Genomic DNA, 14,772 nt, shown 5'->3' on the forward strand with positions numbered 1-14,772 from the left:
GAGGTGTGATCTAAAAATAGTAATTTACAAACATCCTAAGATTTTGGAAAGCAAGATCTCCATTTTCGACATCGGAGTAAATGGCTGAAAAATTGAGTCTATCACTATATGCATATCTCATCCCAATGTCATATTCCGTCGCATGGTTTTGTTCTCCTGCATGTGCATCTATATTGGCTATAAAGTTTAATCCTTCTGCTCCTATGGTAGATGCATCCCACGTGATGGCATAAAGTATAGTCTCTCCATCCGGTCCTTCTTCTCTCAAAGTATTATGCTCTGCATTCGTGAAGAACGGTCCACCGCCAAAAAAGTTGTCTGCCGCACTACCATGGACTTTATTATAAGCGATGGTCGTTGTAACTCCTACCTTCTTCACACCAAAAGATGCTGCGACTCCGTAAACAGTCGAGCTCTCTGTGTGATCATAGTCCTGAAAACTATACTGGAGTGCAGCACCATAGGTAAACCTATCGGTTTCATCTTCATAATTGGCTTCCAGATAGCTTATCTTCACTCTATCTTTCAAATGATAGAACCATCCGGAGAGTATCATTTTACTCACACCTTCATAGGTTATACCCAGTATTTGCATGCCCGCATTGTCATTGATATCGCTAAATGTGCCAGGTGTTTCACTGTCAACACCTGACCATTTTTGTACATGTGAAAGAAAGATGGTTGTATCTTTGAGCGAGGTATTGAGCAGTGTCAAAGCCTCAAATGTATTGGGGACCATTCCTATATCATCACTATCCGAAAAAGGGGTATCAAAACACTGTCGTCCAAAAAAAAGTGTAGTGTCTGAAAATTTACCTTTCAGATAGACTTCACCCAGGATGGCATAATCTTCATTGTTTTTATCAAAGAAAGCAATACCTTCAAAACCCTCTTTCCCATTACCATGAGATGTAAAAAGCGTTGCACCTGCCTGTAGGACGTAATAGGGCGCTGTTTCAAAGTGCAGTTTAACTCCCAGTGCAAATTCCGTGTCTGTGATATTGTCTGTTTCATGGCTTTGATACCCCAGTCTAACCATACCGTCAGACTTGGCATTGGATAGTACATCACTTAATGTATCTGCATATATATTAATACTCATTATCATAATTAAAAGTAAAAAACCGGTTATTTTCTTTTTCATCTTTTAGCTTAAGTGTTAGTTCTCTATTTGTTCTACTTCTATTTTGCCTGCTTCATCTGCACGCAATGCGATAAGTGTTGAACCTACTTCTATCTCCATCGTCTGCTTGGCAATAGAACACCCTTTGACAAAAAGTGTTTCACCACGCATCACTCCAAATGAGGTCAGCCTGTCTTTTAGCGCCTTGTCTGCATGGACCTTTATGATCTCAGCTTTGTCACCTTTATGTAATTCACTCAATACCATCTTACACTCCTGTAATCATCAGCGTCACACGGTACGCTATAAAACTTAGTATCCATGCTGTAGCGGTGGTCATGAAGAACAGATAGACAAGATACTTCCACCCTCCTGCCTCTTTAGCAAAGACCATAGATGCAGCCAGACAAGGCAGATAAAGCATCACAAAGACGATAAATGCTATTGCCGCAGCAAACGGTATGTTGGCCTTTATCTGCTCTATCAGTCCCTCATTTCCTTCATCTACCTCATCCCCAAGCGCATACAATACCCCCAGTGTAGAGACAACCACTTCCTTGGCTGCCAATCCTGTCTCCAAAGCTACGGCCATACGCCAGTCAAATCCTAATGGCGCAAAGAACGGTTCGGAAGCATGTCCTATCTTTCCCAGGTAGCTTTGTTCCAAGTGGAGCATAGAGAGCTCATTACTGAGTTGATTTTTTGTATCCTCATGAACTGCTTGTGCTATCTTTGTTTGATACTCTGTTTCAAGCAATTCATTTTTAGGATAGTTACTTGCGAACCAGATCAGTACAGATGCTGCCAAGATGAAAGTTCCCGCTTTTTTTAGATAAGATTTTGCCTGGCCATAGACCGTATGCCAAATGAGTTTGAATGAAGGCATACGATACTTTGGCATCTCCATAACAAAAGGTTCATCTTCGCCTTTAAAGACAAATACTTTAAGCACTTTTGCTGCGATTAAGCCCAGAATAGCCCCCGAAATATAGATAACAAACAAGATATTTCCTGCCTGTTCCTGTGCAAAAAATGCGCCTGCGAACAAGACATAAATAGGAAGTCTTGCCCCACAACTCATAAAACCTATAATAAAGAGCGTAATCAGCCTGTCCTTCTCGTTCTTAAGGGTACGGGCTGCCATATAAGCGGGTACCGAACATCCGAATCCTGTGACCAGCGGGATGAAACTTTTACCATGCAACCCGAACTTATGGAAAAATCCATCCAGCAAAAAGGCTACACGGCTCATATAGCCTGTGGTCTCCAGCAATGCGATACCCACAAAGAGGATAAGAATATTAGGCAGGAACATGATGACTGCCCCTACACCGGCTATCATCCCATCTGCAATCAAGGAACTTAATTCGCCCTCTCCCAAGACCGATTTAGCCTGATCTCCAAGCCAACCAAAAGCGGCATCAATATAATCCATAGGTACAGAACCTAGTTCAAACGTAAGTTGAAACAATCCCCACATAAAAAATAAGAAAAGTGGTATACCGAGGATCTTGTTGATGAGAAGGTTGTCTATCTTCTGGGTAAGGTTTTTGGCTTTCATTCCTTCCACAGACATCACTTCCATCTTTGCCCCTTTGGCAAAAGCAAAATGTTCATCCGCGAAGATCTCATCCAAGTCTTTGGTGTTATTGTGCAGATAGAGATGATTCAAAGCTTCTCTTACGATAGGCAGCATCTCTATCCAGATAGGTTCATCGTGCATTTTCTTATACACATCTGCATCTTCTTGCAATAACCTTACGGCCAGATGGCGATAAGGAAGTGTACTTTTATAATTTTTCTCTTTTAAAAAGGTAACAATAGATTCTATCTCTTCTTCTATGGGGTCACTATAGACAACCTTTGAGCCTGTCTCTTCTCTCTCATACACTTCAATAATAGCTGCTTTCAGCGCGTCAATACCTACTTTTTGCGAAGCAGAGGTTTTAATACAGGGTACCCCGAGTATGGCAGAGAGTTGTTTTTCATCTATGCTAATGCCTTCTTTTCGTGCCTCGTCATCCATATTGAGGGCAACGATCACTTTCTTACCCGTTTCAAGCAGTTGTGTGGTAAAGAGTAAATTTCTCTGAAGGTTCGTAGAATCCACGACATTAACAATGATATCATACTCATCACTTTGTAAAAAACTCTTGGTGACCTTCTCTTCTATCGTATATTCCGTTAAGGAGTAGGCACCCGGGAGGTCAATGATATGTATCTCATAATCCTTACAGCTGACCTCATCACAAAATGTAAATTCTACTTCTGTTTTATCTACGGTGACCCCTGAAAAGTTACCTACTTTCAGTGTGGCATTGGATATGGCATTAATGAGTGAACTTTTCCCTACGTTTGGCTGTCCTGCCAATGCTATGGTTATTTTTTCCACCTATTTTCCTTATGGAGTGTTATAACCTATATAAATGATAATAATTATCACTTATCTAAATTTTGATGAAGTATAGTCTACCTTCTCTTAAAAAAGTATTAAATTGAGAGTAATTATCAATTTAAGCATCCCGCCATATTAAAATGGCAGACTTTTTAAAAATTCTGCGGCCTGACCACCCAATGCCTTATCAAGCTTTTCCTGTACCTTTTCGTCTATTTTATCCTTGATCAATGCAGAGGTATCTATCGTAATTTTTGGACTATTGACCGACCCTTTGATCTTTCCTCTTACCGTGTGTTCCTCATAGACGAATGAGAATCTGGCTGAATTGGTATTATTGGTCGTATTCATTCTTCCCTGCGTAATATCAATACTGCTTCTTGTCCCTATCGCATGTAATGTATAATCAATGATATTTTTGTTTATATCTGCATGAAACTTTGTCGACGAGAAGATCACACGTGCAGGATCTTTTCCTATCGCCAAGCTTATCATCTTGGTCAGATCATTTGGTTTGATCTGGAATGAGGCGATATCCAGATCTACTACACCTGATTTCTTCTTAAGGTTATAGTTTGCGTTCCCTGAAGCGGATCCTAAAAAGTTCCTCTTATGTCCGAGCGTTCCCAAAATATTTTCCAAAGGTACACTGCTGATCGTACTGGTGAGATCATCCCCTTTAAGGGTATAGTTGATCTTGCCTCCCAAAGAGGTCGTTGCACCCGTGACTTTTACGATTTTGTCTTTAAACAATTCCCCTTGCAAGAGAAGCGGTCCATAGAACTTTTTGCCGATCAGAGGTTGCACCTCCTTTAGACTTGGAATGTCGATAGTATACGCACTTTTCAAGGTTTGATTTTCCGCGTCATAGACCATATTGTCAAACGTGATATCTCCCACGGAACTTTCCACTTTTGCATGGATCATTCCTTTGCCCTCTTTGAATGTTCCTGAAGACTCTACGACCGCATTCATAGTGAATGCTTCGCCTGTCAATTTTTTCATTGCATCGGGCTGGGTTACCAGTTTGCTGCTTTTGAGAGAGAAAGTACCTTCTTCAGGGTCAAGGCTCGTAAAGTCTATATCACTGTCTAGGGTTCCTTTCACGTATACAGGCAATCCGCTCAAGGCAAGTACCTTCTCGACAGAAAGCTCTGATATCTCTACTTTGGCTGTTTTGCTGTCATACGCAAACGCGACTTTTTTACCCAATCCTTCCGTTACACCGGAGATGCTCAGTGTATCCGTAAGATTGAGTGAGCCTTTGGCACTAACAGGTGTAGCTTTCCCATTCTTTGCCTTGGGGATCAATGTATTGATATCATGGACCAGGATATCGTACTCGGAGACCAGAGTATTTTGCTTCAGGTCATATTCGAATGAAGGAAGTGTGATATTGGTCAGTGTTGATTCGACTCTTGCATTTCCGCTAAGCAGTGCATTGTCTATCTCCCCTTTGGATTCAAAAGTAAATGTATTCTCTTCGGGGATCTTGTATCCTGCCATTTTTTCTACAACCTTAGGATTGAATACCCCTTTATCGACCTGTAGCTTATAGGCCCCGGACATCTCTTCCAACTCATCGAACACCAGGTTTCCGCTGAGTTCACCTTTTGCATAGTCAGGCTGTTTAAGAAAAGCAAGAAGCTTCTCCAGGGAAAGTTTCTCTAAAGTGACCTGAGCGGTTTCCCCCAACGCAAAATCGAGCACCCCTCCCAAAGAGCGGCTAGTTCCAGTCACAAGCGTGGCTTCCTCTTTCTTTTCTAACTTCCCTTCTACTTTGAAAGGGCCTGCCAGTTGATTCTTTGTCAAGATACGCATATCTTTCACATCCAGGCGGTAGACTGCTTTGGCTTCATCCGAAGCCATATCCATCACGGCATCTTTGATCTGTAAGGCAAAGAGGTTACTTTGTATATCCCCCACCAATTGGGCACTTTTGCCTTCCAGTGTGGCATCCACTGTTCCCTCTACGTAACTTTTCTTAGGAAGGGTATAGTGATAGAGCTCTTTCACCAATGCCCGATTGAATATGGCTCTGTTCAGGACAATATGCCCATACCCGCTTGCTGCCTCTTCACCGATCTTAGGCATATTGATCTCAACATCTATCTTTCCTTCTGCCAAAGCAGGATACCCTACAAGCTGCAAGACTTCTGAAAAGTGTGCCCCTTTCATGTTGGCAATGATCTTCTGTGCACTCTCATCGATGAGATTGAAGCGGTAGTCTAATGCTGCACCAAGGGCCCTTCCTTTCCCCTCTACATAGATATCTTCGGAAACCCCTTTAAAGTTTCCTTTAATATCTACCTCTTTTAACTTGATCTCCTCATACGAAAAGCTGTCTGTTTTGATCTGATAGGTCCCTTCAAACGACTGGCTCCACAGCTTATGCTGTGTTGCTACATTGACAAAAGCCTGTTTGTTAATGACAAACTCCAGAGTGGATCTCCCCGAATCCAGCTTGAATCTGTTGACCTCAACAGGTAACCCTATATTCTCTTCTAACGTCTCTTTGACATAGGGCTTTAACAACTCATTCCCTTTTTGACTGAAAATGAAAAAAGAGAGGCCCGTTACAGTGAGCAATAGAAACAGTACTATCGAAAGTGTGATTTTAAGTATTTTATTCATGCCCTATTATACTAAAATAAACATAGAAGTGCTAGAATACCTCCATGCATTTTACATTCGGTTCACCTTATCTATTGGCGCTACTGTTACTCTTACCCTGTTTCCTTTGGTGTAAACAGTATAGTAAACCCTACTATTTCCCCAAGTTGGCATGGGTGACGCGACAGAGTCCTCTTTTGAGCTGGGAGCCATGGCTGAAAATGGCCCTGTTCACACTGATGGTCTTTGCCCTTGCAAAACCTTTTGTCTATGATGCGAGCTCGGATCAGCACAAAAAAGGACGGGACCTCGTCCTGGCTATTGATGCAAGCGGTTCTATGGCACAGAGCGGATTCCATGTGAAAGACCGATTTAAAACCAAATATGAAATCACCACCGAACTCTCCAAAGACTTCATAGCAAAACGCTTTGATGACAATATGGGGGTGGTTGTCTTTGGTACCTTCGCTTATACCGCTTCTCCTCTGACCTACGACCTTGAATCACTCTCGTATCTGCTTGAGATGACCAATGTCGGACTTGCGGGAGAGAGTACGGCCCTGGGTGATGCTATCATGCAGTCCATCCGTACCCTTTCTTATGGTGAGGCACAAAACAAAGTGATCATCCTGCTTACAGACGGATATCACAATGCAGGTCAAAGCTCGCCTAAAGAAGCCGTAAGTAAAGCCAAAGAGTTAGGCATCAAGATCTATACCATAGGGATAGGGAAAAAATCTGATTATGATGTCTCTTTGCTTGAAACCATCGCTAAACAAAGTGGAGCTAAGAGTTATGCCGCCTCTTCTGCAGAAGCCCTTTCCAAGGTCTACGACGAGATCAATGCCCTGGAACCAAGTGCGATAAGAAGTGAAAACTACCTCAACCAAAGAGTGCTCATACTCTACCCTCTGGTACTGGTGTTCATTCTGCTTTTACTCTGGGTACTTGGCACTAGAAGGAGTGAGAAATGACACTGCTTTATCCAAGCTTTTTATGGTTTCTAATCCCCTTGACTATACTCTTATGGAGCGGTTCACGCAAGCTGGTACAGATGGTACATCTCATCATCCTTATGCTTATCGTGCTCTCACTTGCACGCCCTATCCAAGAAGAGGCCCTCCAGGAAGCAAGTATAGAAGCCAAGGACATTATCATTGCCCTGGATGTCTCATACTCCATGAAAGCTACGGACATCATTCCAACACGTTATGACTTTGCCAAAGAAACCATTGCTTCCCTTCTGGAGGAAAATCCGAGTGACAATATCATGCTCATTGCCTTTACAACGAACCCTTTACTGCTCTCTCCTCCTACCACGGATCATGCACTGATCAACATTGCTCTTAAAAATCTCAATCCAGAGTTCATCCTTACCAAGGGAACCTCTCTTGAAAAACTCTTTAAGAAACTTGCTACCATGAAAATGGGTCATAAAAACCTTATACTTATCACCGATGGGGGAGAAGAAGAGGATCTTGAAACCCTGACAACAATACTGCAAACTTCGGATATCTCTTTAACGATTTTAGCATTGGGAACCACACAGGGAACCACCATCCAAAACAAGGACGGGAGCCTGCTCAAAGACAAAGATGACAACCTTGTCATTTCACGTGTCAACCCTCTTTTGGAATCACTCTCTTCCTCTGTCTCAGGTACTTACTTGACTGCCTCAAATACACCCAAAGCAACCGCAGAGAAGATCAATGATGCATTAACGGAGAGCGAGAATGAAGCACAACGTATAGAAAAGATGCAACGCCATTACCTCGAGCTCTATCAACTGCCTTTGGGATTGGCTCTTCTCTTGTTCCTTATGGTACATACACGTGCTGTCAAATACTTGCTCATACTCTTTACCCTTCTAGGGGTACAGGCTGAAGCTTCTATGCTTGACAACTACCATCTTAACCGTGCTTACAAAAACTACAAAGCCTCTGATCTTAATGAGACAAAAAAACAGATACAGCAGATAAAGATCCGTTCTTTGCAGAGTCAAATGCTACTGGCAAATGTCTACTACAAACAGCGTACTTTTAAAAAAGCGATCCAAACCTACAAATCTATCCGTTCTACTTCTCCAAAGATAAAGCAACAGCTCTATTACAACATTGGCAATGCCTATGCGATGCAAGAAGCATATGATAAAGCCAAAGTGTACTATACTAAAGTCTTACAGTTAGGTGAAGATCCAGATGCAGCACATAATCTACGTCTGGTAGCACTCCTTAGTGACCAGAAGAGTGCAGACCTTGGTATCGCCCACCCTAAATCACAAGACTCCTCTTCAAGTAAAAGTGAATTACAAGAAGATGATGATAAAGAGTCAAACAGTGAAGATGAACCCAGTTCAGGAAGTGGTGGAGGCGGAGAGAGCCAAACAAAAAAAGCGCAGGAGAAGAACAAGCTTTTAGATGCAGGAAAGCAAGAGCAGCACCCCCTGGGCTCTAAAGTCTATGAACTTATCAATAAAGGATATATACGTGAAACACAACCTTGGTAAAAGCTCATTACATCTTTTCTTTCTTCTTCTGAGCTTTCTTACACTTCAGGCAGAAGATTTTACCTATACATTTAATGTAGATCAACCGACGCCTTATGTCAAAGAGCCCGTTATGCTTACTCTTGATCTCAACCAAACCAACCATGATGTCGTTATGCTCTTTAACTTTGACATTAAAAAAAGTGAAGATTACACATTCCAAAGACTTGACATCCGTAAAACCGAGCATTATCATGATGCCAAAATACATTATGTCTATCTCATCTACCCTTTAAGATCTGGAGATATCAACATTACATTCGACCTCATCAAGAAAGTAACAACTGATGAGAGTCTAGCCTACAGTTTCTCCGGAGACAGAGACAATGTGAAGAAATTGGTGACCAAGGACACACCTTTCGACCTACCACCTTTACAACTACAGGTCAAGCCGCTTCCCGAGGGGACAGTGCTTGTAGGAAACTTTGCCTTGACCTATGAAATCAAAAAAAATCAAGCCAAAGCCTATGAACCTCTGCCTTTCCAGGTGAGTATCAAAGGAAAGGGTTATCCCCCGCTAGTAGAGACACTGCTTCCAAAAGAGGGGAACTTTACACGCTTTACAGAAAAGCCTATTGTGAAATCTGTAGCGACCAAAGGAGGAACACAAAGTACAGTGACCTACCCGATGGCACTTTCGCATGATCAAAGCTTTATCCTCCCACCTATCGTGCTCAAAGCCTTTGATCCTAAAACAGATAAAGGTTACATACTTGATATCCCTTCACAACATTTTGACATTGAACCAGTGGAGTCCCATGATTTGGTTGATACGGTCGATGCACCGGAGGCTGCAAAGGAAGAGCGGTCCTGGTTAAGTACACTTCTGGGTTACATCGTAGCATTTATTGCAGGGTATATCAGTGCGCTTAGCTGGAGATGGACTAAGAAAAAGAGACAAAAAGGGCACCACCCTTTGGTAGAGAAAATACGGAATTGTAAAGATGAAAAAGCATTGCTGCAGGTACTTATCGCAGCAGACAACAGGCATTTTAGCTCCAGTATAGAGAAACTAGAAGATTCTTTATATGGAAATGGTAAAATCAATTTGAATAAAGTTAAACAAGAGGCAGAAGAACAGATATGAATGAAAAGATAAGCACACTCAAAAAAGAGATAAGCAAAGCTGTGATAGGTCAGGAAGCGATGGTTGAGGGATTACTCATAGGATTGCTTTGTGATGGGCATATCCTTGTGGAGGGTGTACCTGGACTTGCAAAGACCACAACGATCAATGCGCTCTCACGTGCCCTGGGATTAGAGTCCAAACGTATCCAGTTCACGCCTGACCTTTTGCCTTCGGATATCATCGGAGCACAGATCTATAATCCCCAAGACCATAGCTTCAGTATCAAAAAGGGTCCGCTCTTTGCACACCTCCTCTTAGCGGACGAGATCAACCGTGCTCCTGCCAAAGTGCAATCTGCCCTGCTTGAGGTCATGCAGGAGAGACAGGTCACCATCGCAGAAGAGACCTTTAAACTTGAACGGCCGTTTCTGGTCATGGCAACACAGAACCCCATAGAACAAGAAGGGGTCTACGCTCTTCCAGAAGCACAGCTGGACCGTTTTATGATGAAGATCGTCGTACAACACAACAGTGAAGCCCAAGAGCTGGAGATCATGCGAAAAGCAGCCAGTAAAAGTTTTGGGGAAGTAGAGACCGTGTTGAGTGTAGAAGATCTCTTCGTCCTTCAGGAAGAGATAGGGAAGATCCACATCGATGAAGAGCTGGAACGCTATATGGTGCAGATCATCACTGCGACAAGAGAACCTCTAAGATTCGGATTAGATGAGATCGCTGAAAACATTATGTTTGGAGCAAGCCCAAGAGCCTCTATAGACCTTTACAAGGCAGCCAAAGCTAAAGCCTTTCTGCGTGGTAATGACTTTGTCACTCCTGCAGACATCGGGTATGTGATACACAATGTCCTTCGTCACCGTATTGTACTCTCCTATGAGGCCAGAGCTAAAGGTATACATGCAGATGAGATCATCACTGCTATCATTGAGACATTGCCGATACCTTAATGCATACAGCCCTTAAAGCACTCCAACTCAAAGCCAGACACCAGGTATACACCCTCCTTAGCGGGCACAACCTCTCTAAGCTCTATGGAGAGGGGTATGATTTCTCTGAACTCAGAGAGTACCAGGTGGGGGATGACATCCGTAAGATCAACTGGACCATCTCGGCAAAGTTGGGTCGTCCGTATATCAAAGAGCTGCATGCCAACCGGGAACTCTCCGTCGTTGTGGCTGCCTTTATGGATGCCAGCCTCTATTTTGGCTCAGGCAATGCCAAACAGAAGAAGCTTACAGAAGTAGCCACCATTCTAGGCTATGCTGCGCAGCAGAACAATGATCTCTTTACCGGGATATACTATACACAGGAGCAGACCCATGCGACCCCGCCGACCAAGCAGCTCTATCACATAGAACAGTTCTCACAAACCCTCTACAGTGCGTCTGTACTCAATACTACCCTGGACCATAATGCTGCGATCCAGGACCTTTTCAAAAGACTGCACAAACCTTCACTTCTGTTTATTTTGAGTGACTTTTTAGAAGAGATGGATCTCTCTTTACTATCGCAAAAACACGAAGTGATTGCAGTGATACTCCGGGACAGAGAAGAAGAAGTGCCTAAAAAACTGGGTGAAGTTACACTCTCCCATCCACAAGATGGCAAAAAGATGGATACCTATTTTGGCCAAAGAAGTATAGAGAAGTATCTTGCAAAACTCAAAGAGAACGATGAGAGACTGGGTGAACATTTTGCCCACTATGACATCCGTTCTGTCAAGATATTCACAGATGACGAAGCCGTAAGCAAACTGGTGGGTCTGTTTGTATAGCCTATATATTTTAGCTTCAGATAAACAATAAGTAGACAAACACCACAAACAAGATCACATGCAGAAAACCTTCAAGCATGTTGGTTTCCCCGTCATTAAAGTTCACGATACTCACAAGCAGGGTTAATCCCAGCATCACCCCTTGCACCGGTGTGATAGCAAGGTTAAGGTCCATACCCATGTAACGTGTCACAAGTATCACAGCAGGTACCGTTAAAAGTATGGTTGCCAGCGAAGCCCCCAAAGCGATATTGACAACAGTCTGCATACGGTTATCCAATGCCGCACGCACCGCAGTAATGAGCTCTGGCGCAGCGGAGATAATAGCTACGCCCACTGCAGCGATAGAGAGAGGCAGTCCGAAGGTTTTCATCGTATTTCCCATAAATACGGCCAAAATTTCCGAAAGCACCCCGATCATAATGATGGCCACGACCAAGTTCACACTGTGGTACCATCCGTTGATCTTATGCGGGTTAGGTATACAGTGTCCCTCCTCGTCACATACTTCCTCTGCTTCATGTTCATACTCAAAAAAGTATTTGTGTGAGGCTACCTGAATACGTGTAAAGGTGATATAGAGCAGTATGAACATCACCACATTGAACATCATATAATTGTCGATATGGGCTGCATCCATAAAGTGCGGTACCACCATCGCGATACCTATAGCAACAAGCAGCATCGAGAGATAAGAGTTTGAAGAATCCACATTGTAGGGCTGTTCACCATACTTGATCCCCCCTATGATCGCTGCGAGTCCCAGTAAGGCATTGATATCCAGCATAATAGCCGCATAGATGGTATCACGTGCCAGTACAGGATTATGCTCATGTACCATCATAATGGCAATGATAACGATCTCTACTACCACGGCAGAGATGGTCAGGATCAGCGTCCCATAAGGCTCACCGAATTTTTCAGCCAGCATCTCTGCATGGTGTGCTACGGACATCGCTGCATAGATAATGACTGCAAACAACACAGAAAAACCTATAAGGTTCCCAACCGTGGATGCTACTAATGTATGTTCGAAAAACGTAATGCCAAAATACGCGATGATCGCGGCAAAGAGGCTATACTCTTTTGAAAAATCTTTAAGAAGTTGCATTATTTCAGGATATCCTTATAGCTTTTATTGGCATTGAACTTGAGCTTATCCTCTACGCCCATAATGCGTTCATCCCCTGCTCTATAGGCTTTTTTCAAACGTTTTGTGATCTTGGCCTGTTCTTTCTCATTCGTGATTTTGTGCTGCTTGAAGAATTTCTTGAGCCCTATCCAGCGCTCTTCTTCAGCATCCATACTCTCTTCTTCAGAGATCACTTCTATCGCTTCTTGGGATTTTTTCTGCTCTAACTGATGGACATAGAGTGTACGCATCTCATAAAATGCCTCTTTGAGCAAATCTATCTCCCCTTTGAGTGTGGTTGAGATCTGTTTATTGGACTTCTTGAGGTCTTTGACGGTGCCTTTAAGTACCGAGATCGTTTCATCTTTGGCTTTAAGCAATGCTTTATAGTCTTTGACATCTGCAGGAGGTAGAGTAGTTTGTGTTGAGATTGACTTCTTAGGTATGACCGTTGTCTCTTTTTCACGAGAGGGTGTCTCTTCTGTACTCTCATTGTCAACCACAATGTAAAGCTTCCCCTCTACATTTTTTGCTGTCAATATTCCCCGCTTGATCTTCGCATAGACTGCTTGCCGTGAGATACCCAGCTCCTGTGCATACTCAGCAGGCTTCATCAACTTTTCCATACTCTCCCCTATTTACAGTTTTGTAAATGATAGCATAAGTTTTATGAAAGGCTTACAGGGAGAATAAAAGATATGAGATGCCCAACTTCTTTCAGAAAGTAACTATTTCAATTGTGGTTTGTTTATTATCTGTTAAGCGATGTTCACTATACTTTATAAAGGTCCATGAAACAACAATAGAGTCTGGAATTATAACAGACAACATACATGATACAACACAAAGGATACCATGATGGAACATGTGAAAGATGTATTAAAAACCTCGTTGGAGGAACTGGAAAGAGTACTGGATACTAAAACAGTCGTAGGAGAACCGATTGTCATAGAGGGCAATACACTTATTCCACTGATCAGTATCGGATTTGGTTTTGGTGCCGGAGGTGGTACCGGAAAGTGCAAAAAAAGTGACGAAGAGGGAATTGGAGCCGGTACTGGAGGTGGCGGCGGTATTAGGCCGGTTGCCCTCGTGATCATTAACAAAGACGGTGACGTAAGGGTTGAGTCTATCAAAAGCGGTATGGCTTCGGCATTCGAACATATAGGCGAAGCTATCGGTAAAGCGATGCAAGAGAAGCAGGAAAAAGACAAATAGCATATACTAATATGTGATTGGAGAAAGGATGGAGATCATAGCAATTTTGATCGGCTTTCTGCTCTTTGTTCTGATTTTGCTTTCTATCCCTGTTGATCTGGAATTCTATCTGAAAAGAGATGAAGCATTAGAGTACCGGGCAGAACTGTGTCTACTGTTTGGTCTTATTACTATCGATATGGCCAAGCAGAATCAGAAAACAAGAAAAAGAACATTACCAAAAAAGAAAAAAAAGAAAAAAATCTGCATCTGGTGTCATTGAGAGAAAGCAAAAGATTTATAAAGCGACTGATGAGGCTTGTCCGGGATCTTTTTCACGATTTACAGATCAAAGATTTACGCATGCATTGGCACTTTGGACTGGGTGATCCAGCAGATACCGGAATGCTTTTAGGCTTACTGCAGCCTATGCTACTTCCCTGGAACAATGCAACACTCAGTGCAGATTTTCAAGAAGCCGTCCTTGAAGGCTATTGTAAAGCAGAGGTTCGTATTTTTCCGATTCGGATATTAGGTTATATTCTAGCTTTTATTTTTTCAGGGGCAACAATACGTGTTATAAAAAATGCTCTGATCAAGTAGTCACAGTCATGACAAAGGAGACACAATGGAACATCAAGAAGCTTATCAAAAAGCTAAAAAAAGAGCAGAAGCAAAATTTGGATTTTACATTCATTTATCGGTTTACATAGCTGTATCAATTTTACTTATTGTTATAAACCTAAGTTCATCCACCCAATACCTATGGTTCAAGTGGCCACTCATGGGATGGGGCATCGGTGTATTTTTTCATGCTTTGGGAGTCTTTGTTTTTTCTGGAAGACCATCTCTCACAGAGAAAATGATTGAAAAAGAGATGAAGAGAGAAGCCTTAAAGAAGAAATAAAT

General features: G+C 42.6%; 15 protein-coding genes. 9 read left to right on the forward strand and 6 right to left on the reverse strand.

Features of this window, described 5'->3' with window-relative positions; all coding sequences use genetic code 11:
- Positions 1–10: 10 nt before the first annotated feature.
- The 4 genes from SULAR_RS08285 to SULAR_RS08300 all read right to left on the reverse strand — a co-directional run bounded on the left by SULAR_RS08285 (position 11) and on the right by SULAR_RS08300 (position 6,152).
- The gene (locus SULAR_RS08285; protein WP_008244955.1) at positions 11–1,144 is read right to left on the reverse strand and encodes an OprD family outer membrane porin; all 1,134 of its coding nucleotides are present in this window, start codon (positions 1,142–1,144) and stop codon (positions 11–13) included.
- 15 nt (positions 1,145–1,159) lie between these two features.
- Complete coding sequence (locus tag SULAR_RS08290) at positions 1,160–1,390, reverse strand: FeoA family protein (protein WP_008244956.1); 231 nt, start codon at positions 1,388–1,390, stop codon at positions 1,160–1,162.
- 1 nt (position 1,391) lies between these two features.
- Positions 1,392–3,515 (reverse strand): ferrous iron transport protein B, encoded by a 2,124-nt coding sequence (gene feoB / locus SULAR_RS08295; RefSeq protein ID WP_008244958.1) that lies wholly within the window; start codon positions 3,513–3,515, stop codon positions 1,392–1,394.
- A 138-nt stretch (positions 3,516–3,653) separates the two neighbouring features.
- Positions 3,654–6,152 (reverse strand): hypothetical protein, encoded by a 2,499-nt coding sequence (locus tag SULAR_RS08300; protein WP_008244960.1) that lies wholly within the window; start codon positions 6,150–6,152, stop codon positions 3,654–3,656.
- A gap of 44 nt (positions 6,153–6,196) precedes the next feature.
- Between SULAR_RS08300 and SULAR_RS08305 the strand changes: the two genes are divergently transcribed.
- The 5 genes from SULAR_RS08305 to SULAR_RS08325 are packed head-to-tail and all read left to right on the forward strand — an operon-like array spanning position 6,197 to position 11,534.
- The gene (locus tag SULAR_RS08305; RefSeq protein WP_051002503.1) at positions 6,197–7,105 is read left to right on the forward strand and encodes a VWA domain-containing protein; all 909 of its coding nucleotides are present in this window, start codon (positions 6,197–6,199) and stop codon (positions 7,103–7,105) included.
- The gene (locus tag SULAR_RS08310; protein ID WP_008244964.1) at positions 7,102–8,637 is read left to right on the forward strand and encodes a VWA domain-containing protein; all 1,536 of its coding nucleotides are present in this window, start codon (positions 7,102–7,104) and stop codon (positions 8,635–8,637) included. The genes SULAR_RS08305 and SULAR_RS08310 overlap by 4 nt, the downstream gene beginning before the upstream one ends.
- A complete protein-coding gene (locus SULAR_RS08315) occupies positions 8,618–9,763 on the forward strand; it encodes a BatD family protein (protein WP_008244966.1) in 1,146 nt (381 codons plus the stop codon). Before SULAR_RS08310 ends, SULAR_RS08315 begins: the two co-directional genes overlap by 20 nt.
- Positions 9,760–10,707, forward strand: a complete 948-nt coding sequence (locus SULAR_RS08320; RefSeq protein ID WP_008244967.1) for a MoxR family ATPase — start codon at positions 9,760–9,762, stop codon at positions 10,705–10,707. The genes SULAR_RS08315 and SULAR_RS08320 overlap by 4 nt, the downstream gene beginning before the upstream one ends.
- On the forward strand, positions 10,707–11,534 hold the full coding sequence (locus tag SULAR_RS08325) for a DUF58 domain-containing protein (RefSeq protein ID WP_008244968.1): 828 nt from the start codon (positions 10,707–10,709) through the stop codon (positions 11,532–11,534). The genes SULAR_RS08320 and SULAR_RS08325 overlap by 1 nt, the downstream gene beginning before the upstream one ends.
- Positions 11,535–11,550: 16 nt before the next feature.
- Here the strand turns inward: SULAR_RS08325 and SULAR_RS08330 are convergent, their stop codons facing one another.
- A complete protein-coding gene (locus tag SULAR_RS08330; RefSeq protein WP_008244969.1) occupies positions 11,551–12,645 on the reverse strand; it encodes a calcium:proton antiporter in 1,095 nt (364 codons plus the stop codon).
- Positions 12,645–13,292, reverse strand: coding sequence for a DUF3972 domain-containing protein (locus SULAR_RS08335; RefSeq protein WP_008244971.1), 648 nt, complete (start codon positions 13,290–13,292; stop codon positions 12,645–12,647). The genes SULAR_RS08330 and SULAR_RS08335 overlap by 1 nt, the downstream gene beginning before the upstream one ends.
- 232 nt (positions 13,293–13,524) lie before the next feature.
- Here SULAR_RS08335 and SULAR_RS08340 point away from each other — a divergent pair, with 232 nt between their 5' ends.
- The 4 genes from SULAR_RS08340 to SULAR_RS08355 are packed head-to-tail and all read left to right on the forward strand — an operon-like array spanning position 13,525 to position 14,770.
- On the forward strand, positions 13,525–13,884 hold the full coding sequence (locus tag SULAR_RS08340) for a GerW family sporulation protein (RefSeq protein ID WP_008244973.1): 360 nt from the start codon (positions 13,525–13,527) through the stop codon (positions 13,882–13,884).
- Between the two features lie 28 nt (positions 13,885–13,912).
- Positions 13,913–14,146 carry a hypothetical protein gene (locus SULAR_RS08345; protein WP_008244975.1) on the forward strand — a complete coding sequence of 78 codons (234 nt, stop codon included), beginning with the start codon at positions 13,913–13,915 and terminating at the stop codon, positions 14,144–14,146.
- Between the two features lie 29 nt (positions 14,147–14,175).
- Positions 14,176–14,466 carry a hypothetical protein gene (locus SULAR_RS08350; protein WP_155993853.1) on the forward strand — a complete coding sequence of 97 codons (291 nt, stop codon included), beginning with the start codon at positions 14,176–14,178 and terminating at the stop codon, positions 14,464–14,466.
- Positions 14,467–14,491: 25 nt separating this feature from the next.
- Entirely contained in the window at positions 14,492–14,770 is a 279-nt protein-coding gene (locus SULAR_RS08355; RefSeq protein WP_008244979.1) for a 2TM domain-containing protein, read from the forward strand.
- Positions 14,771–14,772: the final 2 nt, after the last annotated feature.

The sequence above is a fragment of the Sulfurovum sp. AR genome, from assembly GCF_000296775.1.
Lineage (GTDB): Bacteria > Campylobacterota > Campylobacteria > Campylobacterales > Sulfurovaceae > Sulfurovum > Sulfurovum xiamenensis.